Here is a 24,624-nt window from a genome sequence, read left to right as displayed (position 1 = left end):
GGAAGGAGAGAAGATTGTATCTAGCAATCTATAGCAGAAAAGAATGAAGATAACTGAGAGACGTATGACGAAATCGATAGGTGTCGGCCAGGCACATAGCAAGATTATTTTAATAGGTGAGCATGCGGTTGTTTATGGCTATCCAGCTATTGCCCTGCCCCTCCTTCACATTCAGGTCACTTGTCAGATTGTACCTGCGGAGCGTCCGTGGGTCCTTTTTGAGAATGACAGCTTATCGATGGCCGTCTACGCTTCCTTAGAGTATTTGGGGATTGAGAAGGCAGCCATCGCTTGCCGGATTGACTCCATGATTCCAGCTCAGCGGGGGATGGGCTCCTCGGCTGCTGTCAGTATCGCGGCAATTCGGGCAGTCTTTGATTATTTCAAGCGGGATTTGAGTCAAGAAACCTTGGAAATCTTGGTTAATCGAGCAGAAATGATTGCCCATATGAATCCAAGTGGGCTGGATGCCAAGACTTGCCTAAGTGATCAGCCGATTAAATTCATTCGCAACGTCGGTTTTAGTGAGTTAGAAGTTGATTTGGGTGCCAAGCTGGTCATTGCAGATACAGGTATCCATGGCCATACCAAAGAAGCCATTCAAAAAGTCAAGGACTTGGGAACAGTGGCCCTTGCTAGTTTCCATGAAATCGGCCTCCTCACCGAGCAGGCAGAAAAAGCCCTTGCTCAAAAAGATGCTCCCACCTTGGGACGTATCTTAACAGACTGCCATCATCATTTGCAGGCAGTGGGAGTGAGTTGTCCAGAAGCGGATCAACTGGTGGAACTAGCATTAGCGAGTGGAGCCTTGGGAGCCAAAATGAGCGGTGGTGGGCTCGGTGGTTGTATCATTGCCCTTGCTGCAGACCAGGAACAAGCAGAAATCATCGCAAAAGAACTAAAAAATAAAGGAGTGGAGGAGTTATGGATCGAAAGCCTGTAAGCGTGAAATCGTATGCCAATATCGCCATTATTAAGTATTGGGGCAAGGAAAACAGTGAAGCCATGGTGCCATCAACTAGTTCCATTTCCTTGACATTGGAAAATATGTATACAGAGACGCGTCTCAGTCCTTTGGGTGCCGAGGCCAAGGCCCATGCCTTCTACATAGATGGGGTCTTCCAAAATGAAGCGGAGCAGGCCAAGATTGGAGCAGTCATCGACCGCTTTAAACCAGAAGGGGAAACAGGCTTTGTGCGGGTTGATACCAGCAACAACATGCCGACAGCTGCAGGACTTTCTTCTAGTTCTAGTGGTCTATCTGCCTTGGTAAAAGCCTGCAATCGCTATTACCAACTGAGAATGACGCAGGCAGAACAAGCTCAAGCGGCTAAGTTTGCCTCCGGATCATCTTCTCGTTCTTTCTTTGGTCCTCTAGCGGCTTGGGACAAGGATACTGGAGCGATCTACCAGGTGGAAACGGACCTCAAACTGGCGATGATTATGCTGGTGTTAAACGACCAACAAAAAATTCTTTCTAGTCGGGAAGGGATGAAGCGGTGCACTGAAACCTCTAGCAATTTCCAAGAATGGATCCGCCAGTCAGCCCAGGATTACCAAGATATGCTGACTTACCTAAAGGACAATGACTTTGAAAAAGTAGGGGAATTGACCGAACGAAATGCTCTTCTCATGCATTCTACAACCAAGACTGCTAGCCCAGCCTTCTCCTATTTGACGGAAAAAAGCTACGAGGCCATGGATTTCGTGCGCTCTCTTCGAGAGGAAGGGAAACGGTGCTACTTCACCATGGATGCAGGTCCGAATGTAAAAGTCCTCTGTCTAGAAGAGGATCTGGAAGAGTTGGTTCCACTTTTTGAACAAGACTACCGTATTATTGTTTCCAAGACCAAGGATCTATCCCATGAAGAATAAGAAACAAGTTCGAGCAGGTGGGAAGCTGTATATCGCTGGGGAATATTCTATCCTAACCCCAGGACAAACAGCCATTATTCAGTTTATTCCCATTTACATGCAGGCAGATATCCAACCGTCATCTACTTATAGGATTCAGTCAGACATGTTTTCCTTTGCAGTTGATTTGACTCCGCAGGCGGACTATGCCCTGATCCAAGAAACCGTGCATCTGATGAACGCCTACCTCCAGTTACAAGGAGTGGCACTTGCTCCCTTTGATTTAAGTATTGAGGGGAAATTTGAGCGAGAGGGCAAGAAATTCGGGATTGGCTCTAGTGGCAGTGTGGTCTTGTTGACCCTCAAAGCCATGGCAGCTCTTTATGATTTTCCCCTGTCAGCAGACTTGCTCTTTCGTTTGGCCTGTTTGGTTTTGATTCGACGTGGAGACAATGGCTCTATGGGAGACCTAGCTTGTATTGCCTATGAAGGCTTGGTTAGCTACCGCTCTTTTGATAGACGGGAACTGGCTGAGCAATTACAAGATCAGGGTCTGGACCAGATCTTAGCCCTGGATTGGAGATATGAAATCCAGCCTCTGGCCCCTCAGTTGTCCTATACTTTTTTAGTAGGCTGGACCCAGGAACCCGCTATTTCAAGAGACTTGATTAACCAGGTTCGTTCAGCTATTGATTCGGTCTTCTTAGAGAGGACGGAGCAGGCTGTACAAGACCTCTTAGTGGCCTTTCAAGAGGCAGACCGAGACTTGGCCTGGTCTTCTATCAGTCGGGCGAGTGACTTACTTGGATCTCTCAATGAGGTGATTTATACCAAAAAATTGGCCCAATTAAAGAGGGCAGAAGAGGGACTGGAGGCCATTGCAAAATCTAGTGGCGCTGGAGGAGGAGATTGTGGGATCGCCCTCGCATTTGAGGAGGCTGCTGCCCAAGAAATCGTCAGACGCTGGCAAGAAGCAGGGATTGATTTATTATATGCAGAAAGGATGGGAGAGTATGACGACCAACCGAAAGGATGAACATATTCGTTTGGCCTTGGAGCAAACTCCAGGTTACAATAGCTTTGATGAGGTTGAGTTGATTCATTCCTCTTTACCAACTATCGATTTAGATGAGGTGGATTTGAAGACCCATTTTGCGGGTCGTGATTGGGACTACCCTTTTTATATCAATGCCATGACAGGTGGTAGTGCCAAGGCAGGAGAAATCAATCGAAAATTAGCCCAGGTGGCAGAAGCCTGTGGCATTCTCTTTGTGACGGGTTCCTATAGTGCAGCTTTAAAAGATCCCCAGGACAGCTCCTATCGAGTTAAGGACCTTTATCCGGACCTTCTCTTTGCGACCAATATCGGGATTGACAAACCGCTTGAACTGGGCTTACAGACGATTGAGGAGACCCAGCCTCTCTTTCTCCAACTCCATGTCAACCTCATGCAGGAGCTTCTCATGCCCGAAGGGGAACGAAGCTTTAGAAACTGGCAAGACCATTTAGCAGACTATGCAAAGCAATTACCAGTGCCGTTGGTGCTAAAAGAGGTCGGTTTTGGTATGGATGCCGGAACTATCCAAAGAGCCATCGAACTAGGTGTCAGGACCGTTGATATTTCTGGTAGAGGTGGAACCAGTTTTGCCTATATCGAAAACCGTCGGGGAGGCAATCGTTCCTATCTCAATGACTGGGGACAAACAACAGTCCAAGCCCTGCTTGGGGCTCAACCACTGATGGATCAGGTCGAGGTTCTCGCCTCTGGTGGCGTTCGTCATCCTTTGGATATGATCAAGGCACTGGTTCTAGGAGCCAAGGGGGTCGGTCTTTCTCGGACCATTTTAGAATTGGTAGAGACAAAGCCGATTGAAGAGGTCATCGCCCAAGTCAATGCTTGGAAAGAGGATTTACGCCTGATTATGTGTGCTCTTTCTTGTCAGACACTTGCCGATTTGAGAAAGGTTCCCTATCTTCTTTATGGTCGTGTAAAAGAAGGATATGAACAAATCCTCTCCATCCATGATTAACTTGAAGAAACTAACAAAAATCCCTCCGTTTGCACGGAAGGATTTTTTAATTGCTTTGACGAATGTTCTCTAAAATAGCTTGGGCTTTTTCCAGGTTAAAGGGTTTGTCTTCTAACAGGGCTTGGACCACCGGAGCTACCTCTGATGGACTAGCGCCAGCAAGTAGGGCAAGGGACTTAGCTTGGAGTTTCATATGCCCATGCTGAATACCGGTGCTGACCAAGGCCTTAAGCGCTGCAAAGTTTTGAGCCAGGCCGACAGCTACAATGATCCGTGCAAGAGTTTGGGCGTCGGGATTTCCAAGCAGGTCATGAGCCACTTGGACACTTGGATTGAGTCCGATGGAGCCTCCCTTGGTAGCAATGGGCATGGGAAGGGTCAGCTGGCCTTCTAGGACTTGCTGATCTGGATGAGCTATCCAATTAGATAGTCCTTGAGCTTGTCCAGATCGACTAGCATAGGTATGGCCACCTGCTTCAATCGCCCGCCAATCATTCCCAGTTGCCAAGACGACAGCATCGATGCCATTGAAAATTCCCTTGTTGTGAGTCGCTGCTCTATAAGGATCAACAGCCGCTAATTGACTGGCCAGAGCTATTTTCTGAGCGATTTCGGCAGCTTCTTTGGGATCGCGACTGAGGAAGCGGTAGTCTATGTGACAGCTTGCCGTGACCAGGGCATCTGTAGCTAAGTTGGATAGAATAGCCATTAATCCTTGCCCCTCGGATAAATCTTCTAAAGGGTCGACCAGGGCTTCCAACATAGTGTTGAGCATATTAGCCCCCATGGCCTCTTTTGGATCGACAGATAGGTAGCAAATGAGAAAGTCCCCTTTCACCTCTGTCCAGAGATCTCGTGCCCCACCTCCCCGTTTAACGATGGAAGGATAGGCTTGATTGGCCAGTTGGAGCAGTTCTTCTTTAGCTTCTGCAATCGCCTGACTGGCCTTTTCTTTATGGCTAACGTCATAAAGAGCTACTTGACCGATCATTTGACGCTTGTGAACCTGGGTCTGAAACCCACCTGAGCGCTTGATTAGTCCAGCAGCGTAAGAAGCAGCAGCGATGACAGAGGGTTCTTCCGTCACCATTGGGACTTGGATTTCCTGACCATCTACCTGGAAGCCAGGAGCTAGAGCAAAGGGTAAAGCCAAGGTGCCGAGGACATTTTCGACCATTTCATTGGCAAGAGAAAGGGGCAATGTGTCATTGTCCCTTACTGTTTGTAGACCTTCTTCTGAAAGGAGTCCGGCCTGAGCTAGTTTCTCGATGCGCTCTGCTGGACTTGCTTTTGAAAAACCAGTTAATTTAACCATGTTGTTCTACCTTTACATAGGTTCGTTGGTGTTCGTTGATTTCTGATAAGGCATAGGTTTGATCTTGGTAACCTTGGAAGGTTTGATTGCCTTCAGCATCTAATTGTGCCTCTTCGAAGAAGATCTTCTCATATTCGGCAATCGTAAGAGCTTTTCGCTGATCCAATTCTGCCATACGATTTGGATGGAGCATTTGCTCATATCCTTCGACCAAGTGAGCACTAAAAATCTCAGCGACTGCACCACTTCCATATCCATAGAGGGCGATGCGGTCGCCAGCCACTAGTTGAGGCTGATTCTCTAAGAGAGAAAGCAAACCTAGGAAGAGGGAACCCGTATAGATATTCCCAACCTTTTGGCTGTAGAGAATGGATTGTTCAAAATTGTATTGCAATTGGGCTTGTTTCTCAGGAGAAAGACTCTTGTCAAGAATCTTTTTTAAGCCCTTGAGGGCGAGCTTGGGATAAGGCAGGTGGAAGCAGACCGCCGCAAAATCATCCAAGGTTAAGCCAGTCCGTTTTTGATACTCTGTCCAAGTTGTTTTCAAGCAATCCAAGTACTGTTGGGTCGAATAAATCCCATTGACAAAGGGTGTGCTGGAATAGTTGGGACGCCAGAAATCCATAACATCACGGGTTTGAGCTACATTATCATCATTAAAGGCTAGAATACGTGGGTTCTGCGTCACCAACATAGCGACAGATCCGGCACCTTGAGTCGGCTCTCCAGGGGTGTCGATCCCATATTTTGCAATATCGCTGGCAATGACCAAGACCTTGCTCTGTGGGAACTTTTCAACATGAAGTTTAGCATAGTCCAAAGCGGCCGTTGCAGCATAGCAGGCTTCCTTCATTTCAAAGCTCCGAGCAAAGGGTTGGATTCCTAGGAGACCGTGAACGAAAACAGCAGCAGCCTTACTCTGGTCAATTCCTGACTCGGTCGCCAGGATGACCATATCAATTTCTTCTTTTTCTTCTTCGGTTAAAATACTATGGCTGGCACTTGCTCCAAGTGTGACGATATCCTCTGTAATAGGGGCAATACTCAGTTCTTTCAATAAGAGCCCTTTACTGAGTTTTTCTGGATCTGTATTTCGAGCAGCCGCTAGCTCACTTAAGCGCAAGACATACTGGCTGGTCGCAAATCCAATCTTATCAATACCGATTGTCATAAATAACCTCTTTTAATTTGATATCTACTAGTATATTTCGTTACTATTTTACCATATTTGAGAGCAAAACTCCCTTGAAAAAGCCAGAACAGAATGGAAATCATTCTTAGGACCGAGTTGGGCAAGGGGATTTTTTGAAAAAAAGAGGACGAAAAACAAAAAAGAGGCTGGGACAAAAGTCCTAGCCTCTCAATTATTTTTGGATTGTCGAGCAAGACGCAGTGGTTGAGTGGGCTCTACTACGCTGATTTCATCAGCTTTTACAGCCCTACTCAACTGTGCGGAGGTGGGACGACGAAATCGAATTCTAACGAATTACCGATTTCTGTCCCACTCTCTTCAACTCTTATGCTTGCTTATCTTTTTTAGGATTGCTCATGATTCGTATGAGGAGCTCTTTGCATTTGTCTCTTAGAACATTTTCGTAGAAGACGATTAAAGCGATGTATACAATCAGAAAGTTCAAGGTCAGATAGAACAAGTCAAATGAATTACGGGCATAGATAGTCGCTGATTGATAGGAGGGGAGGGCTCCTAGGATCATCCAAGGAAGATACTTGATATACTTGTTTAGCATCATACAGCACCTCGCATACTTTAAAGGATTTGTTTTTTCACTATCATTGTACTCCTTTTAAATAAAAATGCAAGCGATTACATAGATAAGTTTTGAAAAACCAATGCTAGTTGGCATTGGTCATTTTTCTTTTTTGATGGCGCTGATAAGAATGGTAGAGTTTCAAGACGACAGACCCGCTAGCCATCCCGATAGAGATGACCAAGGCTAGAATAACCACCAAGGTTACGCTGGTCATGGCTTGCCGATATTGGCCGCTAACAAAGAAGGAGGTGGTCCGATAGGAAATATATCCAGGAACCAAGGGAGCAAGAATAGCCAGCATAAAGACAACGACAGGTGTCTTATAGATAATACTTAAAATTTGACTGATACAAGAACCCACAATCGCTGCAATAAACGTCGCGATAATAACATTGGTAGGTCCTTTCAAGATATAGTAGAGCAACCAGATAGCCATTCCTAGAACTCCTCCAGGGACTAACATCGAGCGTTGCACGTTGAGGACGATTAAAAAAGTGATGATGGCAATCAAACTAGCCACCGCTTGGATTAAAAATTCGATTAGATTCATGATTCTATTTCATAAGGACAAGAGCGACGGTCGTTCCGGCACCAAGGGCAAGAGTAATGAGCAGGGTCTCAAAGAGTTTACTCATCCCAGAGTTGAGGTGGTTGTTCATCAGATCCCTGACGGCATTGGTCATGGCAATCCCAGGAACGAAAGGCATGACACAACCGGCAATAATGAGATCAGTATTAGAAGGAAAACCACTATATTGAGACCAAATATGGGCCAAAAAGCCAAAGACAAAGGCTGCCGCAAAAGCAGTGGCAAAAGGGATGCGCACGTATTTCTCAACTACTAGAGAGAAAGCAAAGGCAAAGACGGTCGCAATACCTGCTCCAATCGCATCATAAAAATTCCCGCCAAACATAATAGAGAAAAAAGGGGCACTAAGAGTAGCCGCGATGGTTAACTGCAGATTGGTATAAGGGACTGCTTTCCGTTTCAATTGGCTCAAGGCTTGGTAGGCTTCTTCGAGATTGATGTGCCCAGAGACTAATTGGCGAGAAATCTGATTGACATCACAGACCTTCTCGATATTGTAATTGGTCCGCAGGATCCGCTTCATCCGCGTGATATTGGCATTTTCGATTGAAAAGAAAATAGCGACTGGCATCGCTAAGGCATTGCAATCATCGATTCCTTGAGAATGAGCAATCCGGATCATGGTATCCTCCACCCGATGGATTTCAGAACCACTCTCTAAAAGGAGGGTTCCTGCCAACATGAGGACGTCAATCACTCGGTCCATATCTTTAGACGCTTCCATTGTTCTTCCTGTTCTGTTAATAGATTGCTTCCATTATATCAAAATTTCACTGATTTGTACTAGTGTTACCACGGATTTAGTCAAGACAGGACAAGAAAAAACCAGCCGTTTCCGGCTGGTTTGAAAAATCTATTTGAATCTTAGCTCAATGCATCGTCCATAGAAAGAACTTCGTGGAAGACACGTTGTGTCAATTCAGTTTTTTGTTCTGGAGTGAGGTATTTAGTGTTTACACAGTATCCAGAGATACGTACGATAACATCTTCACCGCTCATGATCTTTTCGTAAACGTCTGACAAGTCCATAACGTTCAAGTTAACGTGTTGTCCACCGTTTTCGAAGTATCCATCAAGGATAGTTACCAAGTTGTCTACTTGTTCGTCACGAGTTTTACCAAGAGCACGAGGTGATACTTGAGTTGTCAATGAGATACCGTCAGCTGCGTAACCAAAGTCAAGGCTAGCAAGTGAGTTCAAGTTTTGCAACCATCCACCTTTCGCTTTGTTAGATGGGTTAGCACCTGGTGAGAAGAATTCCAATTTGCTTGTGTTCACAGAACCATCTTCGTTGAGGTATACCCCTTTGTGGACTGGTGAGTTACCAGTTTGTTTAGAGTAAGCAACGTTAGAAGTGATAGTCAAAAGTGAAACTGTAGCTTCTGCATTCTTGTAAAGTTTGTGGCTGCGAAGACGAGTAGTGTAAGCTTCGATCAACCATTCTGCCAATTCGTTAGAACGTGGGTCATCTTCACCCCAACGTGGGTATTCACCGATTGTTTCGTAATCGTAGATGTAGCCATCTTCGTCACGGATTGGTTTAACAGTAGCGTATTTGATTGCTGACAAAGTATCAACAGTGTTAGCGAATCCACAGATACCGAATCCCATGTTTGCGCGTTGGTGAGTTGGCAAGAAGGCCATTTGAACAGCTTCGTAGTTGTACTTATCAGTCATGTAGTGGATGATGTTCAAAGCATCTACGTAAGTATCTGTCAACCAGTCAAGTGATTTTTCGAAGTTTGCTTTAACAGATTCGAATTCAAGAACTTCGTCACGGATAGGATCGATGTCAAATACTTTGTAGTCTTTATGAACGTCGTCGTAACCACCGTTCAAACCAGTAAGAAGAGCTTTAAGCACGTTTACACGAGCACCGAAGTACTGGATGTTGTGGCGTTGTTCTTCATTTTCTGGGTCAAGTGGAGATACACAACATGAGATACAGCTCATTTCACCGTATCCGTCTTTAGCCATAGTAGTTACACCTTCGTATTGGATAGAAGAGTGTTTGTGGCTCATGTGCATACAGTAGCGACGGAAGCTGTATGGCAATTTGTCAGTCCAAAGAACTGTCAAGTTTGGTTCTGGAGAGTTACCGATGTTGTCCAAAGTGTTCAAGAAACGGTAGTCCATCTTCGTAACACGGTGACGTCCGTCGTTACCCATACCAGCCATAGAAGTTGTGATGAAGGTTGGGTCACCTGAGTACAATTGGTCGTATGCTTTTGTACGAGCAAATTTAACTGTACGCAATTTCATAACGAAATCATCAACGAATTCTTGGATTTCAGACTCAGTGTAAGTACCACGAGCCAAGTCACGTTCAGCGTAGATATCCAAAACGATTGGCACACGTCCAAGAGAAGTAGCAGCACCGTTGATCACACGGCAGACAGCCATGAAGGCGATGTTTGTCCATTGGATTGCTTCTTTTGTATCGAAGGCAGGACGACGTACGTCTACACCATAAAGGTCACCCAATTTAACAACTTCTTGAAGTGCTTGGTATTGAAGGTTTACTTCTTCACGAAGACGGATTGATTCTTCATCGATTTCAGTGATCGCATTCCAGTCGTTTGCTTTTTCAGCCATCAAGTAGTCAGCTCCGTAAAGGGCCAAACGAGCATAAACCCCGATGATACGTCCACGTGAGTATGCATCTGGAAGACCAGTTACTGTGTGAGCGTGACGTGCACGACGGATGTTTGTAGTATAAGCACGGAAGATACCGTCGTTAACTGTTGTTACATATTTAGTGAAGATTTCATGCACAGCTGGATCTGGCTCATATCCATTTTCTTTCAAAGTAGTTTCCGCCATACGGATACCACCACGAGGCATGAAGTTCAATTTGAACAATTCATCGTTTTGGATACCGAAGATCACTTCGTTTTCTTTGTCGATGTATCCAGCTGCGATATCAGCGATAGAAGTTGGACGAGTATCGTATGGGAAACGAGTTTCTTCGTAGTGTGCTTTTGTTTCTTCAACAATCTTCTTGATGTGAAGAGAACGTTCAGTTGGTCCAGCTAGGAAGCTTTCGTCTCCATCATAAGGAGTGTAGTTAGCTTGTACAAAGCGTGAGACGCTGGCTCTTTCTTTCCAGTCTTCCCCTTGGAAGCCTTCCCAGGCTTTGTCAAAAATGTCTTGTGCTTCAACAACTGTTTTAACAACCATGTTTAAATCCTCTTATATCTTTCTAGCAACAAATCTGTTGCACTTACAATAGTAGTATACCACATAGAAATCGGTTTCACAAAGGGAATAGCAAAAAGATTTTGGATTCTTTTATAATACAGAACAGCACAGATGAATAAACTGTATTATATTTTTGTCTTGAGGAAAGTGAAAATTAGTAGGAAAAAATCGGTGATAGGGATATAATGAAAGAGGAGGTTGCCCATGCTCATATTTCCTTTAGTAAATGATACGAGTCGTAAGATCATTCATATCGATATGGATGCCTTTTTTGCGTCCGTTGAAGAGCGCGACCATCCAGAATTGAAGGGAAAGCCTGTCATCATTGGTCATGATCCCCGTTTGTCTGGTGGAAGAGGAGTGGTATCGACTTGCAATTACGAAGCCAGAAAATACGGGGTCCATTCGGCTATGAGTTCCAAAGAGGCCTATGAACGGTGTCCTCAGGCAGTGTTCATCCCTGGCAACTACGAGAAGTACCAGGCTGTTGGTCTCCAAGTCAGAGAAATATTTAAACGCTACACCGATCTGATTGAGCCCATGAGCATTGATGAAGCCTATCTGGATGTGACCAACAATAAGCTTGGTCTTCAGTCTGCTGTCAAGGTAGCTCGCTTGATTCAGCATGATATTTGGAATGAATTGCATTTGACTGCTTCTGCCGGAGTTTCCTACAATAAGTTTCTTGCAAAAATTGCCAGTGATTACCAGAAGCCTCGAGGACTAACCGTTATTTTACCCGAGCAAGCTCAAGATTTTTTAAGTCAGCTAGATGTAGCTAAGTTTCATGGTGTGGGAAAACGGACAGTGGAGCGGCTTCATGATTTGGGAATTTATACAGGTGCAGATCTCTTAGAAGTGCCGGAAATGACTCTCATCGATCACTTCGGTCGCTTTGGTTTTGATCTTTATCGAAAGGCTCGGGGGATCCATAACAGTCCTGTCAAGAGCAATCGTATTCGCAAGTCCATTGGGAAGGAACGCACCTACCGAAAATTGCTGGTGGCCGAGGATGATGTGCTAAAAGAATTAGCCAACCTATCTGAAAAGGTAGCGAACAGTTTGGCCAAGCATCAGAAAATTGGTAAGACCTTGGTGCTCAAGATTCGTTATGCCGATTTTACGACCTTGACCAAGAGACGAAGTTTAGAGGAAGCAACCAGAGACCCTAAAGTCATTCAGAGACTGGCCCAGGAGCTCTACCAGAGCCTAGAAAGTAACTCCTCAGGTATTCGCCTTTTAGGGGTGACCCTCACTAATTTTTCTTCCGAGTCTCGGGAAACCCATGAAGGATCTCTAATAGAAGAAACCCCGTAGGTATACTTGACCTACGGGGAATTTTTAGCTAGTTTTTGAAGAATTCTTGAATTTCTTCCTCTGTGAGGCCAATCATGGGATTAATGCTTAAGTAGTTGTCCTCTGTTAATCGATAGCCTTGTTGAGAGGCTGGGGAAGCAGGTGAGTCAGAGTGGTTTTCAACTGAGAGGGGCTCCCTTTGGGGCTCTGTTTTTTTTATGGGCTCTTCCAGGTGGACAGGGCTCTGTGAGGCAGAGTCTCTACCTTGAGGGGTTCCATCCGAAAAACGCTCAATCAGATAGGTTTTGCGAGCAGTTCCAGTATTCTTTGTCGCAAAGTTAAATGCAGTGTATTCTCCTAGGAGAATGAGCTTGCTTTTGGAGCGGGTGATGGCTGTGTAGATCAGATTACGTTGGAGCATGCGCCGACTCTGATTGGTCAAGGGAAGGATGACAACAGGGAATTCACTCCCTTGAGACTTATGGATACTCATGGCATAGGCTAAACGAATCTTGTACCATTCATTGCGGGGGTAGACCAATTCATTGCCATCAAATTGGATGGTGAGTTCATCTTGCTTGGATTCGGTATACTTAGCTGGCAAGAGGTCGGTGATGTAGCCAATATCACCGTTAAAGACATTGCTTTCGGCATCATTGACCAGGTGGATGACCTTGTCACCATTTCGATACTGGCAGTCCAGTGCTTGAAAGAATAGAGCATCCGTTTCTAATGGATTGAGAAGCTCTTGCATGAGACTGTTAATCTGGTCAATGCCTGCAGAACCTCGATACATCGGAGCGAGGACCTGGATGTCTCGAGCCGGAATACCGTTGCGAAGGGCAGCGCTGGTGATTTTTTCAATCATGGGAGCGATGAGCTCACTTGGCGCTTCAAAGTAGGAACGATCAGGTTTTTTCTCTGTGAAATCAGGAGGCAGTTGGCCTTTGCGAATCTGACTGGCTAGAGTGACGATGGTCGAATCCTCACTTTGACGGAAGATATGTTCCAGTTTGACTTGAGGGATGCTGGGAATCTGTAGGAGATCGGACAAGACTTGTCCAGGACTCACAGAAGGAAGCTGATCAGCATCACCAACAATTAAGAGTTTGGTATTGGAAGAGATATTGCTGAGAAGCTGATTGGCCAGCCAAGTATCCACCATAGAGAATTCATCGACAATGATAAAATCCGCATCAAGATAATCGTCCAAGTGACTCGTGTCGTCGTCTCCCGTCATTCCTAAGTGACGATGAATGGTGGCGCTCGGAAGGCCCGTCAGTTCACTCATTCGACGGGCTGCTCGACCAGTTGGAGCAGCTAAGAGGATTGGTAATTGAGATTTCTTGCGAAGGTCTAATTGGTGCAGGCGGGCATAGGTCCCGATGATCCCATTGATAACAGTTGTTTTCCCCGTTCCTGGTCCACCTGTAAGGACAAAGACTTTTTGCTGGATGGCTTCTTGGATAGCCTTCCGTTGGATGGGGTCGTAGTGAATGTGGAGTTCATCTTCAATGTCATCAATCGTTTGTTCGATTTTTTCTGGGTCGAAAGATTCTTGCTTTCCTTTTTCTAGCAGGCGACCGATATGGCTTCGGATCCCTTCTTCCGCAAAGAAGAGGCTGTTGTTGAAGATCTTGGTGTCAATATTTTGCACCTTGTCTTCTTCGATGAGACTGGCCAATTCTTGGGCGACGCTGGCTGGATCGAGCTCGACTGGACGAGATGCTTCTAAGAGTTGGATGGTGGCTTGGAGCAATTCTTTGGCTTCAACGTAGGTGTCCCCTGTTTCTAAGGAGAGGGTTAAAAGACTATGAACCAGTCCAGCTCGAAAGCGTTCAGGTGCATCACTGGCAATCCCTAATTCTTCTGCTAATTGGTCAGCAATTTTAAAGCCCATGCCTTGAATATCTTCGACCAGTTGATAAGGAGCCGATTCGACGATTTGCAAGGTTTCTTCCTTGTAGAAATCTTGGATTTGGAAGGCTAGTTTATTAGGGATGCCATAGTTAGCAAGTTGGGCGAGGACCCGTTCCGTACCATAGTTGAGCTGTAGTTTTTCGACAAAGGCCTCGCGATTCTTTTTAGAAAGTCCGGAGATGGAGGCTAGCTTTTCAGGTGCTTGCAGAATTTTATCAATGGTATCCTCACCATAGAGATCGACGATCTTTTGGGCCGTTTTGAGTCCGATCCCTTTAAAATGGTCGCTAGAAAAGTATTTCACCAAGCCTTTGCTAGTGGGTTTGGCTCGTTCATAGCGATTCATTTGCAACTGTTGGCCATATTTCGGATGATGGACCAGTTCTCCCCAGAAGGTATAATCTTCTCCTTCGACGATATCTGCCATCGTTCCAGTGACGATAATTTCAAAGTTATCATAGTCCTCTGCATCTGTATCATTGATATCCAACAATAAGATACGGAAAAAACTACTTTGATTTTCAAAAATGACCCGCTCAATGGTTCCTGAGAAATAGTATTCCATGCAGAGTTTCCTTTTAAGTAATGGTCTGAGAGAGCTTATCTCTCATGAAGATATTGAAAGAGATTGGAACAAGAGTCCCAACCTCATCATGGGTTAATACGTCTGGAATGGAAGGAGTGGCCAGAGGCGAAGGACGGCTTCCCCTTTGATTTGTTCCTTCTTGAAAGCCCCCACCTGGCGGCTATCTTTTGAAACGATTCGATCATCACCAAGGAGTAGATACTCATCATCCAAGAGCTTTTTCGTGAAGGTCGCACTTCCATCTTTATCAACGGTGAAAGCTTCGGCAATCTGTGCCATTTGGCGGAAGAGCTCTCCATTTTCTTCGAACCCTTTTCCAGAATAGGTTGATTGCAATTTATCTTCTTTAAATTTTTGAATGTAGTCTTTCAAGTAAGGCTCGTCAGTTTCTTTGCCGTTGATATAGAGGACATCGTTTTTGTACTCGATGGTTTCACCAGGGAGTCCAATGACCCGTTTAACGATTTCTTTGGTTTTTCCATTTTCTGTTTCACTAGCGACCACGATATCAAAACGGTCGATAGGCAGTTTATTGATAACGAGAAGGTATTCACTATCTGCCAAGGTCGGATCCATAGAATGGCCATCGACACGGACAGGCGTCCACAGATAAATACGAGAGAGAATAATGCCTCCAATAATGAGGCCGAAGAGCGCCCATTCTTTCAGGAAAGAACGGACTGGATTAGTTGATTTTTTTGAACGTTTCATGCTTTATCTTTCTATCAATTTTTTTGCTTTTTCTGTATTTTTAAAATGAAGTTTGGCACTGTAGTCAAGGGCTTGAATGCCATAGGCCTTTAATAGTTGAGCAGCTACCTTATCTGAGGGCGTACCAGCTCCACTAGGAAGGGTGTAGCCGAGTTCTTGACTCAAATCTTCCAGATTTTGGAGGAAGAGGTCACGGGCAATAATGGAACTCACAGCTACCGCCAGGTATTTTCCTTCGGCCTTCTCTTCTAGGGTGACGACTTGTGGGACCTGATTCGCTTCTGCTTGAACATAGCGATCATAGTTTTTCTTGGTCGTAAAGGCATCGACTACAATCTTTTGAGCTTTTGCCCCTTGTTGCAAGAGCAAAAAAATGGCTTGATTGTGAAGAGCAACCTTGACAGATACCGCATTGTAGCCAGAGGCGATGACCTGATTGTATTTTTTAGGTGTCAGCAGTAAGGCCTGATGCGGGATTTCTTTTTTGAGGATTGGTGCGAGAGCTCGAATTTTTTGATCATCTAAGGTCTTAGAATCCCCAACTCCTAGACTTTTTAAGTGGGCATGTTGCTCCGGGCTGACCAGTGAAGCCACGACGGCAAGCCCTCCAAAGTAAGAGCCATTTCCGACTTCATCCGTCCCGATTAAGGGGAAGTCTTGTCCGGCAAGTGCTTGGTCTATCGGATCTTGTTGGTAACCGAAGAAGGCAGCATAGCGCGTCGCCTGACTACCTTGTAGGACAACCTTTCCTGATGTGTAAATCGAAATGGTTGCACCAGGTGCCTTGAAAAAATAACGGATATAAGGATTTTTTGAAGGTAGCAGGTGGTCTTGGTGCTGACGAACAAATGCTTGGATGTCCTCGTTTTGAGGGGACAATGTAATTGTTTCCATAGCCCTTATTGTATCATAAAAGCTAGATGAAAGGCCAGAAAAAGACCAGCTAAATTTAGTCTGAAAGAACTTCTTTTAGGCTAGTTTCAATTGCTTGAGGATTAGTTTTTGAAGAGAAGCGGTGGATGACTTGGCCTTGGCGATTGATCAAGAATTTGGCGAAATTCCATTCAATGCGGGAGCCCAAGGGACCACTAGCTTGTTCTTTTAACCATTGGTAGAGGGGGCTTGCTTCTTTCCCATTGACTTTTATTTTTGCAAAACGTGGGAAGCTGGTTTGGTAATGGAGGCTACAAAATTGATTAATCTCCTCCGCACTACCCGGCGCTTGGCCCATAAATTGATTGCACGGAAAGTCGAGGATTTCAAATCCTTGATCTTGGTAGCGCTCATAGAGCTCTTGCAATCCCTGGTATTGAGGCGTCAGACCGCAACCAGTTGCTGTATTGACGATGAGGAGTACTTGGCCTCGATATGCTTCGAGGGAGAAGGGGCTCCAATCTTGGGCCATTACGGTGAAATCATAGATAGTCATTTTACACGTCCTTTCCTACTTTCTCTATTGTATCATGCTTGGGGAGAAAAAAGATAAACCGTGGCCTACTGCCTCCAGTATCTCCTATAGGAAGGGGATTTTTCTACTGACAAGCAGGCTAGATTTTGATATAATATCGTGAGGTGATTTTTTATGTCCAGCTTAAATAGATACAAATTTACTTTCGGCAATAAATCGCTGACTCTCACAACTAATCATGATAATCTCTTCATGGAGGAAGTTGAACGGGTCGCGAAGGAAAAATATGAAGCAATTAAAGAACAAATGCCAGCTGCTGATGATGAGACCCTGGCTATTTTACTAGCAATCAATAGTTTATCAACACAATTGAGTCGTGAGATTGAGTTTGACGATAAGGAAAAAGAATTGGAAGACTTTCGTCGCAAGGCCCTAGATGGCCTGGTCGGTAGATCATCTAATTAAGGGGAGTTGCATGTTTTCAATCCTGATTTTATTCATCCTAGCTTGGAGTTTTTATATTGGGTATTCACGAGGGATTTTGCTTCAAGGATATTATTTTTTCACCATGATTGTGGCCATGTTGGTCGCAGGATCAGGCTATCAGTCCTTGGCAAAAACCATTAGTCTATGGATCCCATTTTCGAGTGCAACACAAGCTTCAAAAACCTATTTTTATGGTGCGGACCAACTCTTTCACTTAGACAAAGTTTTTTACGCTGGTTTGGCTTATTTCATCTTGTTTGTTTTGGTCTATGCGATTGGTCGAGTGATTGGACTCTTTATTCCCTTGATTCCAACGCCTGAAAAATGGGAGGAGTTTCCGTTTCAGATTGCCAGTGGTGTTTTAGCTGTCTTGGTGACTTACTTTGTTCTGCAAATGGGATTCACGATTTTATCAACCATCCCCATGGCAGCCATTCAAGATCGGCTCCATGGAAGTTTCCTCATTCGATTTATGGTGCAATATAGCCCCCTTACAGCAGGCCTCTTGAAACAACTTTGGGTTGTTAAAATCTTAGGTGCGTAATCACTTCTCATCATGTGTAAAAGTTCATGAGAGATATTATAGAAAGGAAGGGGAGGCTCAGACCAAAATCAGCCTCCTTTTCTGTTGTGGAGAAACATGAATCAAAAAATTCTCGAAACCTTAGAGTTTCAAAAAGTCAAAAACTTAGTAGAGCCCTATTTGCAAACGGAGCAGGGCGAAGTGGAGTTGCAGGAATTAGCCCCACTTGCAAAAAAAGAAGCAATTGAAACTGCCTTTCTTGAGATGGCGGATATGGCTCAGATATTTGTGGAGCATCCGCACTTCAGCGTGCCCACCATTCAAGAAATTCGTCCGGTGACCAAACGTTTAGAATTGGAAACATCGCTCAATATTGATGAATTGTTAGCGGTGAAGAAAGTCTTGCGCGTGACTCATGAATTGCGAAATTTTTATGATGAATTAGAAAATGTCCGCTTGGAAAAACTGGATCGAATTTTTGAAAATCTAGTCGATCTTCCACAGTTGCAGGGAAGTTTACATGCCATTAATGAGGCTGGATTTATCGAAAATTTTGCCAGCGAAGCTTTGGCTAAAATCCGTCGACGGATTCAAGAGAATGAACATCAAGTGCGAGATATTCTGCAAGAATTGTTGAAGAGCAAGTCCGAAATGCTGGCTGATCAGGTCGTAGCTAGTCGGAATGGACGAAATGTTTTGCCAGTCAAAAACACCTACCGCAATCGGATTGCCGGTGTAGTTCACGATATTTCTGCTAGTGGGAATACTGTCTATATCGAACCTCGAGCGGTCGTCAATCTTAATGAAGAAATTGCCAACCATCGTGCGGATGAACGCTTCGAGATGCTCCGGATCTTGGAAGAAATTTCAAATCTCCTTCGGCCTCATGCGGGGGAAATTCGGAACAATGCTTGGCTAATCGGTCATATTGACCTCGTTCGTGCCAAACATCGCTTTTTACAGGATCGAAAAGGGACCATTCCAGCCTTGTCAGCTCAAGGGGAGATTCAGCTTCTGCAGGTTCGCCATCCCTTGATCGAGAAGGCTGTTCCCAATGATATCCACTTTGGCAAAGACCTTACAGAGATTGTGATTACAGGACCGAATACGGGTGGGAAGACCATCATGCTGAAGACCCTAGGACTAGCCCAATTAATGGCCCAGTCAGGGTTGCCAATCCTAGCAGATACTGGGAGTAAGGTAGCTGTCTTCACGCAAATCTTCTCTGATATTGGGGATGAGCAGTCGATCGAGCAGAGCCTATCTACCTTCTCCAGTCACATGACCAATATTGTCTCTATTTTGGAGCAGGTCGATGAGGAATCCTTGGTCTTGCTAGATGAGTTGGGAGCTGGAACGGATCCCCAAGAAGGGGCTTCACTAGCGATTGCCATTCTAGAAGATCTCCGCTTACGAGGGATCAAGACCATGGCAACCACCCACTATCCAGAACTTAAGGCCTATGGGATTGAAACCCTTGGTGTTCAAAATGCCAGCATGGAATTTGATACGGGCAGCTTGCGTCCGACCTATCGGTTTATGCAGGGGGTACCAGGACGTTCTAATGCCTTTGAGATCGCTCGTCGTCTAGGCTTATCAGAAGTGATCGTTCGTCAAGCGCAGGGGATGACCAATCAAGATCGGGATGTCAACCGCATCATTGAAAAGTTGGAAGCTCAGACCCTAGAAAGTCGCAAACGCCTCGACTCCATCCGAGATGTCGAACAGGAAAATCTAAAATTCAACCGTGTCCTCAAGAAATTGTATAATGAGTTGATCCGAGAGCGGGAGACAGAGCTTAACAAGGCGCGTAAAGAAGCGCAAGAAATTGTAGATCTGGCTCTAGCAGAAAGCGACCAGATCTTACAAGGTCTCCATGCCAAATCACAACTCAAGCCCCATGAAATTATTGAGGCTAAGTCTCAGTTGAAGAAATTAGCTCCAGAAACGGTCGACCTATCAAAAAACAAGGTCTTGAAACAGGCCAAAAAAGCCCGAGCTCCAAAAGTAGGAGACGAGATCTTGGTCATCAGCTATGGGCAAAGAGGAAGTCTTACTAAGCAGCTCAAGGATGGTCGTTGGGAAGCCCAAGTGGGACTAATCAAGATGACCTTGGAAGAAAAAGAATTTAATCTGTTAAAAGCTGAAAAAGATGCTTCACAACCGAAAAAACGCCAGGTCCACGTAGTCAAACGTTCCAACACCAACGGGCCTCGGGCTCGATTGGACCTTCGTGGCAAACGGTATGAGGAAGCCATGGAAGAATTGGACAGCTTTATCGACCAAGCCCTTCTCAATAATATGGCCCAAGTCGATATCATCCACGGTATAGGAACTGGGGTCATCCGGGAAGGAGTTACCAAGTACCTCCGTCGCAATAAGCATGTCAAAAGCTTCGAATACGCTCCTCAAAATGCAGGAGGAAGCGGAGCGACAATTGTGACCTTTAAATAAGCAAAGAGTCAGTCGTGCCTTTTAATCAGGCACGCTTTTTGCTATAATACAGTCAGTTTAAACGGAAAGAAGGAAAGTATATGACCCCTAATCGTTCGTCCGATTCTTGTACTACTATACTCGTCGGAAAAGATGCCAGTTATGATGGTTCAACCATTGTAGCTCGCACGGAAGACTCTCAAAATGGAGTGTTTACCCCTAAGAAATTTATCGTTGTTCAACCTGAGGACCAGCCTCGTCATTATCGGTCGGTCCTATCTCCTTTTGAGATAGACCTGCCTGATAACCCTGTTCGTTACACAGCTGTTCCAGATGCTATTCCTAAGGATGGTATCTGGGGAGAAGCAGGGATCAATCGTTACAATGTGGCCATGAGTGAGACAGAGACCATTACGACCAATAGCCGGGTCTTGGGTGCGGATCCTCTGGTGGAAAGTGGCATTGGGGAGGAAGACATGCTGACCTTGGTTCTTCCTTATGTCCAGACTGCCCGAGAAGGAGTGCTTCGCTTGGGGAAAATCTTAGAGGAATACGGAACCTATGAGTCTAATGGAGTGGCTATCAGCGATGTCCATGAAATCTGGTGGTTGGAAACTATCGGAGGTCATCACTGGATGGCCCGCCGTGTTCCAGACGATGCCTATGTGACCAATCCCAATCAATTGGGAAGTGATCGCTTTGAGTTTGATCGCCCAGAAGAGTTCTTGTGTAATCCAGATTTGAAAGATTTTGTGGAACGCCATCACCTGGCCTTGGATTTTGACGGTTCGTCTTTTAACCCTCGTTATGCTTTTGGGAGCCAACGAGACAAGGATCGTCATTACAATACACCACGGGCTTGGGATATTCAACGGTTCCTCAACCCAGAAGTGGAGCAAGATCCTCGTTCCTTCTTCCTTCCTTGGTGTCAAAAACCTTACCGCAAGATTACGATTGAAGATGTCAAATATGTCCTCAGCAGTCACTACCAGGATTCAGCCTATGATCCTTACGGTTTAGAAGGGGATAGTCATAGTCGTCGGACCTTCCGTACCATTGGCATTAACCGGACCAGCCAGACGGCCATTCTCCAATTGCGGCCAAATCGTCCTCAAGAGACAACCGGGATTCAATGGCTTTGCTATGGGTCTATGCCTTTTAATACGGCGGTTCCATTCTTTACCCAGGTCGATACGACACCGGATTATTTTGCCAATACGACAGAAAAAGTGACGACAGATTCCTTCTATTGGACCAATCGGATCATTGCTGGTCTGGCAGATGCCCACTATAGTCATCATGTTGGAGATTTAGAAGATTACCAAGAAAGTACTATGGCACTTGGGCATGCCCGGATTGGACGAGTGGATCAAGCCTTGGCAGCAGGACAAACCGTTGATTTCGAAAGAGAAAATCAGGAAATGAGTGATCAGATTCAAGAAGCGACGGATCGCTTATTGGATAAGGTCTTGTTGGATGCTAGCAACCTGATGACCAACCATTTCTCTTTGAGTGACTAGTTGGGTTAAGTTGTACTATTTTCAGGGTAGTTTCTGAAAACATTGACCTTCTTTTCAAATTATGCTAAAATAGAACAAATTGAACATCATACCGGATGAAGTTTTTCAGAAGTAGGGCCTTCCTATGACTGTGAAATGGACGGAACTCTGGAGAGACCGTAAAGGCACCGAAGGGGCAAGGTAGAGCATTCTACTCAAACTCTCAGGTAAAAGGACAGAGCAAAAGATAGAAGCCTTTTTGGTTTTTATTTGGAGCACCAGAGTACATGTTTTGACATGTGCTCTTTCTTTTTCTCCTTGGATGATTGGATAGATGATGTGGAGGAAGTGGATGGCTATCCCTTTCTAAAGCTAGACAAATGATAAAAGGAGAAATAGATAAGGATGACAAATTGGCTGGCATTTTTTAAACAAGTAGATAATGTGGTCTGGGGGGCTCCCCTTTTGATCCTCTTGGTGGGGACTGGGATTTATCTGAGCTTCCGCTTGGGCTTGCTTCAAGTTTTTCGTTTACCCCAAGCCTTTCGGCTCATTTTTACAGAAGATCAAGGAGAAGGGGATATCTCTAGCTTCGGAGCCTTGGCAACAGCCTTGGCGGCGACAGTTGGGACAGGAAATATTGTCGGAGTAGCGACAGCTATTCAGACAGGAGGTCCAGGTGCCCTCTTTTGGATGTGGATGGCGGCCTTCTTTGGGATGGCGACCAAGTATGCAGAAGGTTTGTTGGCCATTCGCTACCGGACCAAGGATGACAATGGTCATATTTCAGGAGGGCCCATGTACTATATTCTCCATGGGATGGGAGAGAAATGGCGTCCCCTTGCCATCTTCTTTGCCCTGGCAGGTGTCTTGGTGGCTCTCTTTGGGATTGGAACCATGACCCAGGTGAATGCCATTACGGGCGCTTTGAAGACTAGTTTTCAACTTTCCCCTCAAGTCGCTAGTCTGGTCATTGCAGGAATCGTTTCGGCTGTTATATTTGGGGGAATTCATTGGATTTCCAAGGTTTCCGAAAAGGTGGTTCCTTTTATGGCTGCAGCTTATATCTTCGCGACAGTTTACATTATTGTCTTGAATCTGGACCAAGTGCCGACCGTTCTATCTCAAGTTTTCCAAGGTGCTTTTACAGGAACCGCGGCTATAGGTGGTTTTTCTGGAGCCTTGGTGAAAGAGGCGATTCAAAAAGGGGTGGCGCGTGGAGTGTTCTCCAATGAGTCAGGACTGGGATCGGCACCGATTGCAGCAGCTGCGGCGAAGACGGAAGAGCCAGTAGAGCAAGGTTTGATTTCTATGACCGGGACCTTCATCGATACCATAATTATTTGTAGCCTAACTGGTCTAGCTATTTTAGTATCTGGCCAGTGGACAACAGTGGGGCAAGTTGGGAGTGATTTGACCCAACAGGTCTTTATCTCGACCTTTGGCCACATCGGTGGGATCATTCTGACTCTTTGTTTGGTCTTGTTTGCGACGACGACCATTTTGGGTTGGTCTTATTATGGTGAACGCTGTGTCGAATTTTTGGCGGGTGTCAAACTCATTCCCTATTACCGTCTTCTGTTTATCCTGATGGTGGGAGTAGGAGGCTTTCTTCAGTTGGAGTTGGTCTGGATCATTGCTGATATTGTGAATGGACTGATGGCCTTGCCGAATCTCATCGCCTTGTTAGCCTTATCGCCTATTGTTCTAAAGGAAAGCAAACGATATTTTAAGAAAAAGAAATAGACCAGATCGTGTGATCTGGTCTTTCTGTCTTAATAGCGTTTTTCTTTGGGCCAATCTTTCATTTCAGAAATGGCTGTAAAGAGGACGTCTGTTGATGAGTTGAGGGCTGTTTCACAAGAATCTTGGATAACACCGATAATGAAGCCTACACTAACCACTTGCATAGCGATATCATTGTCGATACCAAAGAGGCTGCAAGCGACAGGAATCAAGAGGAGGGAGCCACCGGCTACTCCAGAAGCCCCACCGGCTGAAACAGCTGCTACGACACTGAGGACCAGGGCAGTCCCAAAATCGACCTGAATGCCTAAGGTGTTGACAGCAGCAAGGGTCAAGGTATTAATGGTAACGGCAGCTCCGGCCATATTAATAGTAGATCCTAGAGGGATAGAGACCGAGTAAGTATCAGGATTGAGACCCAGTTCCTTACATAGCTTCATATTGACAGGGATGTTAGCAGCAGAGCTTCTAGTAAAGAAGGCGGTCAGTCCACTGACTCGTAGACATTTGAAGACGAGCGGATAAGGATTTTTGCGAATCATGATGTAGACAAAAATCGGGTTGATGACTAGAGCGACGAAGAACATGGTGCCAACCAAGAGAAGTAAGAGGAGGCCATAGCTTTTAAGTCCATCAAATCCTTGTCCTGCAATCGTTGTATAGACCAAGCCAAGAATCCCAAATGGCGCAAGGTTAATGATCCATTCGACAATCTTGGAAGTTATATCTGCCAGGGTTTGAAGGAGGTCCTTGCTGTGCTCACTCGCTTCTCTCATAGCAACACCAAAGACGACGGCCCAGGATAGAATCCCGATATAATTAGCCTGAATAAGGGCATTGAGCGGGTTGTCCACGATTTTTAAGAGAAGGTTGCTGATGACTTCCCCTAGTCCATCGGGAGAAGTTCCTTCAGCACTAGTTCCTGTTAAAGAAATGGTAATAGGAAAGAGATAGTTCACCAGGACCGCTACCAAGGCTGCCGCAAAAGTTCCCAGGAGGTAGAGGACAATGACTGATTTCATATTGGTTTGAGTTCCCTTTTGGTGCTGGGAGAGGGCGTTAGCGACAAGGGCGAAGACTAGAAGAGGAGCAATAGCTCGCAAGCCTCCTACAAAGATTTCCCCTAATAGACCAATTGCAGATGCTTTAGGAAGTAGCAGAGCTAAAAGGGCTCCAACGAAGATTCCGATTGCAATCCGCTTCATCAGGTTGGTTTTATTCCAAGTTTGAATGAGTCGTTTAACCATGAGGACCT

21 protein-coding genes and 1 riboswitch are annotated in these 24,624 nt (G+C 45.3%); of the genes, 10 read left to right on the top strand and 11 right to left on the bottom strand.

Annotation, left to right across the window (positions count from 1 at the left end):
* The first annotated feature begins 64 nt into the window (after positions 1-64).
* From mvk to fni, 4 genes are read left to right on the top strand one after another with little or no spacing between them, the layout of a single operon-like run.
* Complete coding sequence (mvk, locus tag I2C87_RS05460) at positions 65-943, top strand: mevalonate kinase (protein ID WP_048715759.1); 879 nt, start codon at positions 65-67, stop codon at positions 941-943.
* Positions 925-1,875: a diphosphomevalonate decarboxylase gene (gene mvaD, locus I2C87_RS05455; RefSeq protein ID WP_154854471.1), complete on the top strand. Its 951-nt coding sequence runs from the start codon at positions 925-927 to the stop codon at positions 1,873-1,875. The genes mvk and mvaD overlap by 19 nt, the downstream gene beginning before the upstream one ends.
* On the top strand, positions 1,865-2,890 hold the full coding sequence (locus I2C87_RS05450) for a phosphomevalonate kinase (protein WP_048715762.1): 1,026 nt from the start codon (positions 1,865-1,867) through the stop codon (positions 2,888-2,890). Before mvaD ends, I2C87_RS05450 begins: the two co-directional genes overlap by 11 nt.
* Entirely contained in the window at positions 2,868-3,884 is a 1,017-nt protein-coding gene (gene fni / locus I2C87_RS05445) for a type 2 isopentenyl-diphosphate Delta-isomerase (protein WP_154854474.1), read from the top strand. Before I2C87_RS05450 ends, fni begins: the two co-directional genes overlap by 23 nt.
* 46 nt (positions 3,885-3,930) lie before the next feature.
* Here fni and I2C87_RS05440 read toward each other — a convergent pair whose 3' ends face one another.
* The 6 genes from I2C87_RS05440 to pflB form a co-directional block, all read right to left on the bottom strand.
* Entirely contained in the window at positions 3,931-5,199 is a 1,269-nt protein-coding gene (locus tag I2C87_RS05440) for a hydroxymethylglutaryl-CoA reductase, degradative (RefSeq protein ID WP_154854477.1), read from the bottom strand.
* On the bottom strand, positions 5,192-6,370 hold the full coding sequence (locus I2C87_RS05435) for a hydroxymethylglutaryl-CoA synthase (protein ID WP_154854480.1): 1,179 nt from the start codon (positions 6,368-6,370) through the stop codon (positions 5,192-5,194). Before I2C87_RS05435 ends, I2C87_RS05440 begins: the two co-directional genes overlap by 8 nt.
* A 346-nt stretch (positions 6,371-6,716) precedes the next feature.
* Positions 6,717-6,947 carry a hypothetical protein gene (locus I2C87_RS05430; protein ID WP_154854597.1) on the bottom strand — a complete coding sequence of 77 codons (231 nt, stop codon included), beginning with the start codon at positions 6,945-6,947 and terminating at the stop codon, positions 6,717-6,719.
* Positions 6,948-7,053: 106 nt separating this feature from the next.
* The gene (locus I2C87_RS05425; RefSeq protein ID WP_154854484.1) at positions 7,054-7,521 is read right to left on the bottom strand and encodes a threonine/serine exporter family protein; all 468 of its coding nucleotides are present in this window, start codon (positions 7,519-7,521) and stop codon (positions 7,054-7,056) included.
* A 4-nt stretch (positions 7,522-7,525) separates the two neighbouring features.
* Positions 7,526-8,284: a threonine/serine exporter family protein gene (locus I2C87_RS05420; RefSeq protein WP_154854487.1), complete on the bottom strand. Its 759-nt coding sequence runs from the start codon at positions 8,282-8,284 to the stop codon at positions 7,526-7,528.
* A 140-nt stretch (positions 8,285-8,424) separates the two neighbouring features.
* Positions 8,425-10,740: a formate C-acetyltransferase gene (pflB, locus tag I2C87_RS05415; protein ID WP_154854490.1), complete on the bottom strand. Its 2,316-nt coding sequence runs from the start codon at positions 10,738-10,740 to the stop codon at positions 8,425-8,427.
* A 225-nt stretch (positions 10,741-10,965) separates the two neighbouring features.
* On the opposite strand from pflB, the gene dinB reads away from it, so the two are divergent.
* Positions 10,966-12,078 carry a DNA polymerase IV gene (dinB, locus tag I2C87_RS05410; RefSeq protein ID WP_023027275.1) on the top strand — a complete coding sequence of 371 codons (1,113 nt, stop codon included), beginning with the start codon at positions 10,966-10,968 and terminating at the stop codon, positions 12,076-12,078.
* A gap of 28 nt (positions 12,079-12,106) precedes the next feature.
* Here dinB and I2C87_RS05405 read toward each other — a convergent pair whose 3' ends face one another.
* The 4 genes from I2C87_RS05405 to I2C87_RS05390 form a co-directional block, all read right to left on the bottom strand.
* The gene (locus I2C87_RS05405; protein ID WP_195324181.1) at positions 12,107-14,542 is read right to left on the bottom strand and encodes an ATP-dependent RecD-like DNA helicase; all 2,436 of its coding nucleotides are present in this window, start codon (positions 14,540-14,542) and stop codon (positions 12,107-12,109) included.
* 93 nt (positions 14,543-14,635) lie between these two features.
* A complete protein-coding gene (gene lepB / locus I2C87_RS05400; protein ID WP_048715187.1) occupies positions 14,636-15,274 on the bottom strand; it encodes a signal peptidase I in 639 nt (212 codons plus the stop codon).
* 3 nt (positions 15,275-15,277) lie between these two features.
* The gene (gene rnhC / locus I2C87_RS05395) at positions 15,278-16,168 is read right to left on the bottom strand and encodes a ribonuclease HIII (protein ID WP_195324180.1); all 891 of its coding nucleotides are present in this window, start codon (positions 16,166-16,168) and stop codon (positions 15,278-15,280) included.
* A 55-nt stretch (positions 16,169-16,223) separates the two neighbouring features.
* Positions 16,224-16,703 carry a glutathione peroxidase gene (locus I2C87_RS05390; protein WP_195324179.1) on the bottom strand — a complete coding sequence of 160 codons (480 nt, stop codon included), beginning with the start codon at positions 16,701-16,703 and terminating at the stop codon, positions 16,224-16,226.
* A 153-nt stretch (positions 16,704-16,856) separates the two neighbouring features.
* On the opposite strand from I2C87_RS05390, the gene zapA reads away from it, so the two are divergent.
* From zapA to I2C87_RS05365, 5 genes are all read left to right on the top strand, one after another.
* On the top strand, positions 16,857-17,147 hold the full coding sequence (gene zapA / locus I2C87_RS05385) for a cell division protein ZapA (protein WP_023024429.1): 291 nt from the start codon (positions 16,857-16,859) through the stop codon (positions 17,145-17,147).
* 10 nt (positions 17,148-17,157) lie between these two features.
* Complete coding sequence (locus tag I2C87_RS05380) at positions 17,158-17,712, top strand: CvpA family protein (RefSeq protein WP_195324178.1); 555 nt, start codon at positions 17,158-17,160, stop codon at positions 17,710-17,712.
* Positions 17,713-17,808: 96 nt separating this feature from the next.
* A complete protein-coding gene (locus tag I2C87_RS05375) occupies positions 17,809-20,145 on the top strand; it encodes an endonuclease MutS2 (protein ID WP_195324177.1) in 2,337 nt (778 codons plus the stop codon).
* 80 nt (positions 20,146-20,225) lie between these two features.
* The gene (locus tag I2C87_RS05370) at positions 20,226-21,644 is read left to right on the top strand and encodes a C69 family dipeptidase (RefSeq protein ID WP_154854503.1); all 1,419 of its coding nucleotides are present in this window, start codon (positions 20,226-20,228) and stop codon (positions 21,642-21,644) included.
* 137 nt (positions 21,645-21,781) lie between these two features.
* A riboswitch (glycine riboswitch) is annotated at positions 21,782-21,872 on the top strand.
* Between the two features lie 156 nt (positions 21,873-22,028).
* On the top strand, positions 22,029-23,369 hold the full coding sequence (locus tag I2C87_RS05365) for an alanine/glycine:cation symporter family protein (protein WP_048789997.1): 1,341 nt from the start codon (positions 22,029-22,031) through the stop codon (positions 23,367-23,369).
* 29 nt (positions 23,370-23,398) lie between these two features.
* Here the strand turns inward: I2C87_RS05365 and sstT are convergent, their stop codons facing one another.
* Entirely contained in the window at positions 23,399-24,616 is a 1,218-nt protein-coding gene (gene sstT / locus I2C87_RS05360) for a serine/threonine transporter SstT (protein ID WP_048789998.1), read from the bottom strand.
* Positions 24,617-24,624 lie beyond the last annotated feature (8 nt).

It is taken from the genome of Streptococcus sp. 1001283B150225_161107_H12 (genome assembly GCF_015552665.1).
Taxonomy (GTDB): Bacteria; Bacillota; Bacilli; order Lactobacillales; family Streptococcaceae; genus Streptococcus.
The sequence above is the reverse complement of the archived record's forward strand: the minus strand, read 5'-3'. Positions and strand labels throughout refer to the sequence as shown.